This window comes from Streptomyces sp. NPDC001157 (assembly GCF_053598255.1).
This window is the reverse complement of the sequence record NZ_JBSFJW010000071.1, coordinates 1-10769: the sequence shown is the minus strand read 5'-3', so window position 1 is coordinate 10769 and position 10769 is coordinate 1. Positions and strand designations below refer to the sequence as shown.

The following is a 10769-nucleotide window of genomic DNA, read 5'->3' as shown; positions in this document are numbered from 1 at the left end:
TGGTGCGGCCGTCCGGGCTGAACGCCACCGACTCCACGATGTCGCTGTGCCCGTCCAAGGTGGTGCGCAGCTTGCCGGTCGCCGTATCCCACAGCCGGATTGTCCTGTCGCTATCGCTGGCGAGGGTGCGGCCGTCCGGGCTGAACGCCACCGACTCCACGATGTCGCTGTGCCCGTCCAAGGTGGTGCGCAGCTTGCCGGTCGCCGTATCCCACAGCCTGATCTTCCCATCGGCCCCGCCGCTGGCGAGGGTCTGACCGACCGGGCTGAACGCCACCGATCCCACGCCGTCGCTGTGCCCGAAGAGGGTAGTGCGCAGCTTGCCGGTATCCGTGTCCCACAGCCGGATTGTCCTGTCGCTGTCGCTGGCGAGCGTACGGCCGTCCGGGCTGAACGCCACCGACTCCACAATGTCGGTGTGCCCGTCCAAGGTGGTGCGCAGCTTGCCGGTCGCCGTATCCCACAGCCTGATCTTCCCATCGGCCCCGCCGCTGGCGAGGGTCTGACCGACCGGGCTGAACGCCACCGATTCCACGAAATCGGTGTGCCCGATCAGGCGGTGCTGGAGTGGGAGTGCTGCGGCAGCGAAGAGGCTGGTGGTGGCTTCCCTCGTTGGACTGGTCCGGTAAGCCTGGGCCGCCAGGAGCGAGGCCAAGTCAGGGTTGGTTTTGACCAGGCCGTCCGACTGTGCGGCGAGCTGGCGAGAGAGTGCAACCCGTTGTGCGGTAAGCGCTTGGTGTCGCTGCTGTTCGCTGGCCCCGTACTGCTGCCAGGCGATTAGCCCAGCGGTAAGGACGAGTACCAGCAGAATCGACAAGGTCACGGTGAACTGGCGCAATCGCCGGGTAGTGCGTCCGGCTGCTTCTTCTTCACGACGATGCGCCGTGGCGCTGCAGGTGAGGAAGTCGCGTTCCACAGACGTGAGGTCGCTTTCGCCGTCTGCAGGAAGAAAGGCCTCTTCGGCTGTGGTGAGCCGGGTGCCTCGATACAGCGCGCCGGGGTCACGGTTGAGGTCGTCCCAGGTCCGTGCGGCTTCGGTGAGTTGGCGGTGAAGGCGTAGCCGCTCGCGGGCGTCGTCGATCCATTGCCGCAGCCGGGGCCAGGCGGTGATCAGGGCTTCGTGGGCGAGGTCGACGGTGTTGTGGTCGAGCGTGAGCAAGCGGGCGCGGGCGAGGCGTTCGAGGACTGCGCCCGTGTCGTCGGGGTCACCGAAGTCGAGCTCAGTGCGAGGGGTGGGGCGCCGGGTGTCGGGGGTTCCCTCACCTGGTGTGATCAGGCGCAGCAGGATCCGGCGGGCGAGGTCGGCCTGGATGGGGGTGAGACGGCTGTAGGCGTCCTCGGCGGTGAGGGCGATCGCGCCGCGCAGGCCGCCGGCGGCTTCATATGCGTGGAGGGTGAGGGTGCGTGCCTTGCGGCGTCGCCAGGTCTCCAGCAAGGCGTGTGACATGAGCGGCAGCGCGCCCGGTTCGTCTTGCACCTCGTCGAGGATGCGCGTCGTCAGGGCGCGCTCGACGATCAGCCTGGCCGTCTGGGCGGGTTGGACGATGGCCTCGCGCAGTTCGTCCCGGCTCATCGGGCCGGCCAGTACCGTTGCGTCCTGCAGCGCGGCGGTCAGCCGCGGATGTGCAGCGCAGCGGCCGAGGAAGTCCGCGCGGACCGCGATCACCACGCGCAGCCGACTTGCCGGGTCGGTGGCGGCCAGCAGGCGGTCGATGAACTGGTCGCGTTCAGCGGAGTCAGTGCAGAGGGTGTACAGCTCTTCGAACTGGTCCACGATCAGCCAGGTGTCGCCATTCCCGTCAGCGGGCAGCAGGCGCTGGGGGTGACGGAGCGGGTGCTCGCCGGGCGTCAGCACGCGCAGGGCGGCCGGCTGGGGCGCCGTGGTGTCGGGGCGGCTCAAGCGGGGGATGAGCCCGGCGCGCAACAGGGAGGACTTTCCGCTGCCCGACGGGCCGAACACTGCGGTGAACCGGCCGAGGCAGGCCTGCTGGAACAGACGCTCTGAGAGTTCGTCACGGCCGTAGAAGAGATCTGCATCGGCGGGTTCGAAACGGGCCAGGCCCCGGTAGGGCGGGTCGGCCACTTCATCCTCGCCCCGGGGTTCGGCAGCCTCCTCCTCGGTCGCCTGACGCCAGCGTGCCTCCCACTCGGCCACATCGCCGTCGCACGCCTTCACGTAGGCCAGTAGAACCGGCAAGGTCGGCAGCCGCTCCCCGCCAGCCGCCTGCGACAGCGTGCTCGCCCCCTGACCGGCGCGCTGCGCCATCATCCGGTACGTCGGACTCCCGGCCCCCGCCCGCAGCTTCCGTAACTCGGCAGCGAAACGCTGCACCGGCCCTTGACTCGGATCGAGTGGGCTTTCCGGACGCCCCGGCATTGACAGCACCCCCACCTTTCGGCCGCCTCCCCCGTGGACGCGGCGCGATAGCCCGTCACGCTACGCACGCCCGTGACTGGAGGGCAAACCCGAGGCGCCTTCTTTTGTCAGCGCCGCAATGCGCTGCCCGTGACCTGCGGTGCAGCCATTGATCAGGGTTGCAAAACCGGCTGCCCATTCAATTCCGGAACCGCTGAACTCGGTGATGTGCCGCCCTGCAGCGGCGCCGGTGCGGAGAAGCCGCCGTCGCCTCACGGGGGTGGGCGACGGCGCCCCGCACTGGAAAGAACGCCGAGCCAGATGGTCGTCCTGCGCGCTCGGTGTCCAGACACCTCATCAACAAGGAGAGGGACGAAACATGAACACACGCAAGCGGGCCACTCTGTACGCTGCGGCAGCCGCACTTGCCGGAGGTCTCGCGGTGGTGGCCCCCGCCCAGGCGGCCACCGCCGCTCACCCCACGGCCGGCCCGACGGTCCAGCAGCGCACCGCTCTCAGGATTGGAGCTCTGGCAGCTCCGATGGCCCAGGCGTCTGCCACCAGCGCGGCCGCTGAGCGGAACTACATGGCTGGTGTCTGCGGACCTAACAACTCCGGCAAGTACGACATGGCGAACGTCGGCGGATGGAATCAGCACGACCAGTTCGTACACACCCCAAACTTCTGGCTCGATGGCGGATCGCAGTTGTGCGGCATCCAAGAGCACTGGTGGTTCAAGCCCCACCAAACTCTGGAGATCAATGTCCGGGGCGCTGTTGACGAGACGTGGCACCGTTTCTACCGGAAGTTCGACAACTGCAGCACAGAAGGAGGGTGGAAGGACCGCCGCTGGTGCACCGTTGGGTGACTGGGTCCTCGCCGAACACGAGCTCACTTTCGAGTACGTGCTGGCGATACAGGGCGACAGCGAGCACGCCCTTGCGACCGGCGTCGATCGAACGAGGGCCGTTCCGGCGCAGACCTACCTCTTGTTGCCACTGGCCGAGGACATCGTCCTTCCCGTCACGGACCTGGCGGCCGATGCCGATCCGTGCGCGGACTCCTTCGCCCTCGACGAGGTCGGGGGCGTTCTGCTGGCCGCGCTGGAGGAGTGGACGCGTGAGTGCGTCCCCAGTGCCATCTGGGCGGCGCGAACACCATCATCCGGTTCACCGAGAACGTCCTGCGGCGGGAGGGCGAGGGCATCGTCGACACCCTGAAGACGATGCGCACCGAGCACTTGGAGCGGACCCGCGCGGCATATCCCTCGCGGTGCGCACCGAACGCGCCGGTGTCCTGTATCAGATAAGTCCGGGCATCGTGTTGTGCTGACCTGCGGTGCCCGGACCTGAGTGAGACGGGACTCGGCGATGTGTCTCACTCAAGTCCGAGCAGGGGGCCGTGCTTGGGCAGTCCGTCGGGTAGTGGTCGCCAGGGCCGTGATGAGCTCAGACGTCGGCAGGTGTGGCGTCGAGGGCGGCGGGGTCGAAACCCGCCTCGGTCAGGACGTCGGCGGCGACTCCGCGGCCGACCTGGGCGAGTCCGATCAGCAGGTCGTCGCAGTCGATGCGGTCGGAGCCGTTCTGCTCGGATCGTGTCTCGGCGATGGCGATGGCCTTGCGGGAGTAGGGCGTCCATGCGATGCGCTCGGCTGCCTGGGAGGCGCCCATGCTCAGCCGGGTGCCGACCGACTGGTGGACGGTCTCCGGTGAGACATCGGCGGCCTGCAGAAGCCGGGTGGCGCTGTTGTCCTGCGCGGTCAGTCCCCAGAGCAGGTGCTCGGTGCCGATGTAGTTGTTGCGGTGCTGGACTGCCGCCTGCTTGACGTGGGTCATCGCCTGGCGGAGATCGTCGGTCATCGTCTCGGGGCTGTAGCGCTTGTGCGGTACGTGGAAGCGCTGCTGGACCGCTTGCCGGGTCACGCCCAGGGCAGCGCCGATGTCGGTCCACGAGGAGCCGTGCATCCGGCAGTGCTCGACGTAGTCCTCGACCAGGTCGTCCGCCAGCGCCTGCATCTGGCCTGCGAGTTGGGCGGCAACGGTCAGCAGGGCGAGCCAGTCGGGCTGTTCTTGGCCGCCGGGCCGGTGTGCGGTGTCGCATCTCCGGTCGACTTCCGCGATGAGATCGTCCAGGTCTGGAAGAGCCATGAGGCAAGTACGCCTTGACAATTTGGAATTGTCAAGGCGTACTTGCCTCACCTCGGGCGAGCCACGTAGGTCAGGTGTGACTCAGTTGAGGTGAGGTACTTCGCGGCTCTTCCTCCGACCACCGGCCGGAGGCCTTCCACAACGGTCGCCAGTCAAGTCCGGTGCGGACGTCGAGCGCCTGCGCCTCCACCCGCTTCCAGGCGCTGGCGGGCAGGCCGGTCAGCCGAGCCGACGTCGCCCGGCCGCCCTGGTGGATCTCGATGCCGTTGTCCGTTCGCTGCCAGATCCGCAGGCCGGGCATGCCATGGACTTCGCCGTCGCGCTCGTACGAAGGGAGGATCCTGCGGAGGATCTCGTGCTCACGCTGCTCGCTCTCCACCTCCAGCTCGATGCAGTCGACGCGGAGGCGCACTCGGCGGATCCCGAAGGGGTAAGCAGTGAAATCGCAACGGCAGTCGACTCGTAGAAGAGGTCAGCCTCGAAGCGGAGCTGTTCTCCTGTCGCCGCGGGGATTGGCGGCTGGCCGGCGCGTAGTTGGGACCGGGCCTGGTCGTACATCTCGTTCGTGCAGAGGCGACGTCGGTCGGCGAGTCGGCTGATCCGGTGACGGCGCATCGGGAGGTCCTGTTCCCCGTACCGTTCGGCCCGCCGGTACGGCGATCGAGCCGTTCCCGAGTGTCTGCTACGTGTGAGGCCGCGGTGTGAAGCTGGACTCCTTCGCTCCCCGCTGCAGGAGGCTCGATGAGCCGAGAGCATCCCGGGGAACACGGCCCAAGCGCGGCCGCCGATCGCAGCGTAAGCGGACGCAGCTCATCGCCCCGAGCTTCATCGCCCGATCGTGGGACGTGGCGCCATTCGCATGGGTTGTTGTCCGCGGACAACAACCCATGCGGGCACCGTTGTCCTGTCTCAGCGACATTAGTCGTTCGGGCGCCGCTGACCTGCGTGGACTGGATTGGGTGAGAGGCGTGGACTCGGTTCGTTGAGACAGGCCGCAAGTCCCGGGCCTGCCGCATCGCGTGCTGCGGCCCTCCTCCGATCCGCAGTTTCTGAGCAATTCCGCGTGACCTTCAGCACCGTCCGAGCAAACTCTGATGATCACGAGTAGCGGTTACGTTCCGCGGTTGTCAGCTGCAACTCTTCGACACGGCGTTCACCCGGATCTAGCCACCTGGTGCCGGCTGGACCGGCGCGGGAGTGCGTTTGGCGGCGCGGCTGACGATGGCCGTCTCAACATGGGTGATACCCAGGCCGACCAGGTCGCGGGAGAGGAAGCCGTAGAGGGCCGTCAGGTCCGGGAAGTACGCGGCCGCGTGCAGGTTCGAAGGTCCCGACGTCGCGAACGCACCGTGCACCGAGGGGTGATCGGCCAGCGCCTTCCCGGCAGCGGCCAGATGGTCGGGGGCCACGTGCAGCAGGAGCTTGGCCTCGATGGGCAGCCCGAGACGGCGCGGATCGACCAGGACCTGGGTGATCAGACGGCCCTGGGCGGCCAGTTGGGCGAGGCGGCGGCGCACCGTGCTCTCCGGGTGGCCCGTTCGGGCGGCCAGCGCCGCCGCAGTCAGGCGCGCGTCGCGGGTGAGGGCGTCGATGAGGGACTGTTCCAGGGCATCGGTGTCGACGCCGTACAGGCCCGAAGAACTCGAAGCGGTCGCCCCAGGGACCGGCTCGGCTGGTCTCAGCTCCGCGCGTTCGGGCGCGGTCAGCACCTGGTGACGCCACTCGGAGGTGAGCCGGAAGACGTGCAGGATCGTGGCGCTCTCCAGAGACATCACCGCCTGAGTGGCGGGCAGTTGACGGAAGACCAACGGGTCGCGTGAACCCGGCTCGGTGCGGGCAACCGCGAAGATCTCGTCCCCCGCGGTGGTGACGTCGATGAACGGGATGTCCTCGCGGGCCGCGAGCGCGGCCACGATCGTGTCGAGCTTTCCCCGCAGGACCCGTATGCGCAGGAACAGGGCCCCGGCCGCGCCACCGCCCCGCGGTCGCGCGACCGGTGAGATCACCACGCGCACGGTGCCGTCGGCGCCGAGCGCCTGCAGGCGGCGGCGCACGGTGGCGGGGCTGAGACCCAGCACATGGGCCGCCCGCTCCGCGGTGACGCGGCCGTCCCACTGCAGCACCGCCACCAGCCGCTGATCCATGAGGCTCAGTACGGAATCCGCCGATGCGCGCGCCATAGAGGAAAGTTTCGCTCATTCCGCCGCCGTACGGAGCCCGTCCCGGGGACTGCGCCCCAAGCATGGATGGCATCCACTCCGCCCCGTGCCTGGCACGCGTCAGCGTCGGCGGACCCGAGCCACGGAACGAGCACCCGATGATCCTCGACCCGCGCATCCGGTTCCCCGGCCTGATCGGCTGACTATCGGCCCCTGCTGGGCCAGAGCCCCCGCCGCCCGAAAACGACGATTCACCACGGAGGTCCATGTGCCCGCGTTCAAGCAACGGGAGAAAGTACGCTTCGCCAGCGGTGACACCTCGTGTGCCGCCTGGCACTATCCAGGGTCCAACGGCGGCTGCGTGATCATGGCCGGCGGAACCTCGGTGACGAAGGAGCCGGCCTCGGACCTGTTCGCCGCGCGGTTCAACGACGCCGGTTTCGCGGTCCTGGCCTTCGATCACCGACGGTTCGGGGAGAGCGGAGGCGCGCCGCGCCAGATCGTCCGCTTCGACGAGCAGGTCGCCGACTGGCACGCCGCGATCGAGTGCGCGACCGGTCTGCCGGACGTCGACCCGGACAAGGTCTCGGTCTGGGGCTTCTCGCTCGCGGGCGGCCACGTCTTCCGTGTCGCGGCCGACCACCCGCGACTGGCCTGCGCGATCGCACAGACCCCGCTGGTCGACGGCCCCGCAGTCGCTCCCCACGCGCTGCGCTCCATGACACCCCTCGCAGCGCTACGTCTATTCGGCCGGGGCGTTGCGGACGCGCTCGGGAGCATCGCCGGACGGCCGCCGCTGCTGGTCCCGACCGCAGGACCGCGCGGCGCGGTCGCCTCGCTCACTACGCCCGATGCCATGGACGGCGACCGGGCCCTCGATCCCGACCGCCGCCACGCGAACTGGGAGCAGACGGTCGCCGCACGGATCGCCCTCCAGATCGGCGGGTACCGGCCCGGCCGTCATGCCTCCCGAATCCGCTGCCCCCTGCTGGTCGTCGTATGCGACCAGGACCAGAGCGTGCTCACCGACCCCGCCGTCCGGGCGGCCCGGAACGCACCTCAGTCCGAGGTGGTTCACCTGGCGGGCCGCCATTACGCCCCGTTCCTCGAGTCGCACGAACAGGCCGTCGCAGCGGAGATCTCCTTCCTAGAGAAGCATCTGGATCCCCGCGATCCCAGGTGAGGCAGAAGCACCCGTTCCATCGACCAACCACGACTCGAAGCCGACCTGCCGCCCGGTCGTCGCCCAGTATCAGGCCGGGAGGTGACGCCCACCGCGCGACCGGCGAAACGTGCGTACCGGAGCGACATCCTCGAACCGGCCCGTCGCACAGTCCCGCATCGGACGACGACGACGTTCGTGCACCGCGTCCACATACGACAACTCGATGCACGGCCATCCAGGAGCCACTTCGGAGACCGAGAAGTACAGGGCGAAGCGTGCGGTCCGCGAGACTACCGCCCGGGCCCTCCGCGAAGCGATGCGTCGCGAGCTGGATGTCGCCCCGGGCTAGTGCTCCGACCGCATAGGTTCACCGGGTCGGGGTGGTGCTTCCCTTGTGCCAAGCGGGCGTTCAGGCGCTCAGGAACGCTCGCCTGAGGGCTTGGAAGGGGTCCGGCTGCGTCGCCCGCAAGGACAGTCTGGCCTCCAGGTTCCATGTGTCGAACTGAAGGAACCCTGCTGACACGCGCTGTCCGACCTGCACAACGTCGAAGGCGGCTTCGATGCGCCGCCAGGACAGTTCGGGGATCGTGATGAACCCGACGCCGGGGAAGACCGGGTGGTCGGGGCGCCGGGGAAGACCGGGTGGTCGGGGCCGTCGTCCAGCACCACGAACACTGTCGCTCCAGCCGGACAGGCCGTGGTAGACGATCCCCGGCAGCCCGTGGGAAGCTCACATCCCGTGCTGCCAGTGATCTTCATTCATGGTCTGATCGGCTCATTCGCCCACCCACGCGCCCTCGCGCCGCTCCACCCGGCCCCTACCTTCTGCCCTGACCTGCACGGCTACGGGGCCGATGCCCGGGCCGAGCCCGGCATTATCACCATCGATGCACAGGTGGAACACCTGCGTGCGGCCATTGACCAGCAGCTGCCGGGCGGTCGCGTCCATCTGATCGGGCATTCGGTCGGCGGCGTGATCGCCGCCGCATTCGCCCACCGGTTCCCGGAACGGACCGCATCGCTGGTCAGCGTCGAGGGCAACTTCAGTCTCGCGGACGCTTTCTGGTCGCAACAACTGGCCGCCAAGACAGCCGCCGAGGTGGAGCAGATCGTGCAGGCCGACCGTGCCGATCCCGGGCGTTGGCTGCGTGCCGCAGGCATCGAACCGACCAGGGAGCACCTCCGCTCTGCGACACAAGACCTGGCCTATCAGCCCGCTTCGACCATCCACGCCATGGCTCGCACTGTCGTCGAGTACACCGCTGGACCTGACTACCAGCAGTTGCTGCGGGACGTGTTCGAGCGCGTCCCGGTCCATCTGGTCGCCGGGGCCCGCTCACGCGAGGGGTGGGACGTGCCTGCCTGGGCTCTGTCCGCCGCAGCCAGTTACACCGAGCTTCCCCGCACGGGCCACATGGTGATGCTTGAAGCGCCCGAGGAGTTCGGCGCACTCCTCGTCGAGCTCCTAGCCCCGGCGTCAGCAGGCCAGGTCAGCACCCCAGAGTGACAGTTCGGGACTCCTGGCCGCTTCGGACTTCCTTTCAAAGGAACTGCACCCGATCAAAAACACCTCCTGAGACGAAGGCGGTCAGGCGACGGCACCGGTCGTGCTGAGGGCGATGGCCTTGCGTGCGAGGTGGGAGAGATGGGCGACGCGGGGATCACGGTGCCAGGGCATGCATCGACGCGAGGCACCGGCCAGCTCCTCGAGCAGCCGCTCCCGCACGTTCCCCGCCATGCCCCGCTCCTCTTCGCCCCGCATCGTCTGTGCCGCGCAGAGATCGTGTGACGCGGCCTCTCCAGACGTAGCACTCGTTCCCTTGACCGGCGCACTGATCTGCCTGGCCGGCATGGCCGTGATCATGTGGGCGCCGAGGGGCCGATGAACCGCCCTCAGGACGGCTCGTCGGGCAGCAGCCCCAGCTGCCCCAGGAACTCCATCTCGTCGAAGTACAGCCGGTAGTCCGCGATCCGCCCCTCCGCGTCGACGGTGGCCAGGTCCACCCCGCGGATCCTGACCTCCTTCTGCGTCGGAGGCAGCGTGTCCCCCGAGGGCAGTTGGATCGGCCCGGTGTTCCGGCCGCTGAAGAACCCCTCGTCTATCGCCGTGTTCCCTATCTCGTACGAGTGCACCGACTCGTACGACCCCTCCGGGATCGCTTCCGTCATCTGCCGCCAGTACTCGGCGATGTTGTCGCGCCCGTGGATCTCCCCTCCGTCAGGGGTGAACGCGACCGCATCCGCTGCGTAGAGTTCACCGATGGTCTTCGGATCCGCGTGCGTGGTGACCGCCTCCGTGAGCCGGTCCATGACCTCACGTGCCTGCCCCATGATTCACCTCCCGAGCCGAAGGATCACCCATCCCATCGTCCCACCGGAGCCCCGCCGAGGCCCACCGCAGCACCCGACCGCAACCCGTCCACGCGCCCGGCCCGCCTATCCTGCCCGGACAGGCATTCGACGGTCCCCACCGGACCACGCAGGAGGAGCAGCCCATGGCCACTGGGGGCCGACGACCGGGTGGCCGCCCAGGTCGCGGCCGATCTGCTACGCCGTTCCGCGGTGGCGGACCAGGTGCCCGCCAAAGCGAGGGTCGAGGCGATCCGGGACATTCGCGAGCGCGGACCGGCTGTGAACGTCACCCTTCAGTGACTGCGGCGCCGCCGGGTGTACGAAGAGAATCCCGCGATCGCGCCCCCGGCGATGAGGACGATGCCGAATCAGGGGCCGACGGCTCCGGCGGCGCCGCCGAGTGTGGTGATGATCGCGATTACGTATATCGCACCCAAATAGACTGCGCCGGCAATGCGATGAGTCCGGACAATCCGGGGCCAGACCTGTCCGGACCTAGGGTCTGTTGTGAAAGTGGATCTTGATCGTGGATGATCACGTCCTGTGGGACGTGGTGATCTGACGAACGGCCAATGGGCCCGGCTTGCACC

The 10769-nt window shown here is 68.4% G+C and carries 10 protein-coding genes and 1 pseudogene; 4 read left to right on the top strand and 7 right to left on the bottom strand.

The window, feature by feature from the left end; genetic code table 11:
* On the bottom strand, nt 1–2269 hold a 2269-nt coding region (locus ACWDAG_RS46995; RefSeq protein WP_450701739.1), incomplete at its 3' end, for an nSTAND1 domain-containing NTPase.
* Nucleotides 2270–2735: 466 nt separating this feature from the next.
* Between ACWDAG_RS46995 and ACWDAG_RS46990 the strand changes: the two genes are divergently transcribed.
* On the top strand, nt 2736–3224 hold the full coding sequence (locus ACWDAG_RS46990) for a hypothetical protein (RefSeq protein ID WP_450701738.1): 489 nt from the start codon (nt 2736–2738) through the stop codon (nt 3222–3224).
* Entirely contained in the window at nt 3217–3576 is a 360-nt protein-coding gene (locus ACWDAG_RS46985; protein WP_450701737.1) for a hypothetical protein, read from the top strand. Before ACWDAG_RS46990 ends, ACWDAG_RS46985 begins: the two co-directional genes overlap by 8 nt.
* Before the next feature lie 228 nt (nt 3577–3804).
* Here ACWDAG_RS46985 and ACWDAG_RS46980 read toward each other — a convergent pair whose 3' ends face one another.
* The 3 genes from ACWDAG_RS46980 to ACWDAG_RS46970 all read right to left on the bottom strand — a co-directional run bounded on the left by ACWDAG_RS46980 (nt 3805) and on the right by ACWDAG_RS46970 (nt 6683).
* Entirely contained in the window at nt 3805–4503 is a 699-nt protein-coding gene (locus ACWDAG_RS46980) for a Clp protease N-terminal domain-containing protein (protein ID WP_450701736.1), read from the bottom strand.
* Nucleotides 4504–4573: 70 nt separating this feature from the next.
* Entirely contained in the window at nt 4574–4915 is a 342-nt protein-coding gene (locus tag ACWDAG_RS46975; protein ID WP_450701735.1) for a hypothetical protein, read from the bottom strand.
* Nucleotides 4916–5666: 751 nt separating this feature from the next.
* Complete coding sequence (locus tag ACWDAG_RS46970) at nt 5667–6683, bottom strand: Lrp/AsnC family transcriptional regulator (protein ID WP_450701734.1); 1017 nt, start codon at nt 6681–6683, stop codon at nt 5667–5669.
* Between the two features lie 247 nt (nt 6684–6930).
* Here ACWDAG_RS46970 and ACWDAG_RS46965 point away from each other — a divergent pair, with 247 nt between their 5' ends.
* Nucleotides 6931–7845: an alpha/beta hydrolase gene (locus ACWDAG_RS46965; RefSeq protein ID WP_450701733.1), complete on the top strand. Its 915-nt coding sequence runs from the start codon at nt 6931–6933 to the stop codon at nt 7843–7845.
* A gap of 424 nt (nt 7846–8269) precedes the next feature.
* Here the strand turns inward: ACWDAG_RS46965 and ACWDAG_RS46960 are convergent.
* A pseudogene (locus ACWDAG_RS46960) lies at nt 8270–8464 on the bottom strand (S1 RNA-binding domain-containing protein); the annotation flags it as partial.
* Between the two features lie 102 nt (nt 8465–8566).
* Here ACWDAG_RS46960 and ACWDAG_RS46955 point away from each other — a divergent pair.
* Nucleotides 8567–9334, top strand: a complete 768-nt coding sequence (locus ACWDAG_RS46955) for an alpha/beta fold hydrolase (protein WP_450701732.1) — start codon at nt 8567–8569, stop codon at nt 9332–9334.
* An 81-nt stretch (nt 9335–9415) separates the two neighbouring features.
* Here ACWDAG_RS46955 and ACWDAG_RS46950 read toward each other — a convergent pair whose 3' ends face one another.
* Nucleotides 9416–9565 (bottom strand): hypothetical protein, encoded by a 150-nt coding sequence (locus tag ACWDAG_RS46950; RefSeq protein ID WP_450701731.1) that lies wholly within the window; start codon nt 9563–9565, stop codon nt 9416–9418.
* 155 nt (nt 9566–9720) lie between these two features.
* Complete coding sequence (locus tag ACWDAG_RS46945; RefSeq protein WP_450701730.1) at nt 9721–10158, bottom strand: ester cyclase; 438 nt, start codon at nt 10156–10158, stop codon at nt 9721–9723.
* Nucleotides 10159–10769: the final 611 nt, after the last annotated feature.

What these genes read in the sequence shown, in the direction of transcription:
- ACWDAG_RS46990 (WP_450701738.1), top strand. Translation starts at nt 2,736, where the DNA reads ATGAACACACGCAAGCGGGCCACTCTGTACGCTGCGGCAGCCGCACTT.
- ACWDAG_RS46980 (WP_450701736.1), bottom strand. Translation starts at nt 4,503, where the DNA reads ATGGCTCTTCCAGACCTGGACGATCTCATCGCGGAAGTCGACCGGAGA.
- ACWDAG_RS46970 (WP_450701734.1), bottom strand. Translation starts at nt 6,683, where the DNA reads ATGGCGCGCGCATCGGCGGATTCCGTACTGAGCCTCATGGATCAGCGG.
- ACWDAG_RS46950 (WP_450701731.1), bottom strand. Translation starts at nt 9,565, where the DNA reads ATGGCGGGGAACGTGCGGGAGCGGCTGCTCGAGGAGCTGGCCGGTGCC.
- ACWDAG_RS46945 (WP_450701730.1), bottom strand. Translation starts at nt 10,158, where the DNA reads ATGGGGCAGGCACGTGAGGTCATGGACCGGCTCACGGAGGCGGTCACC.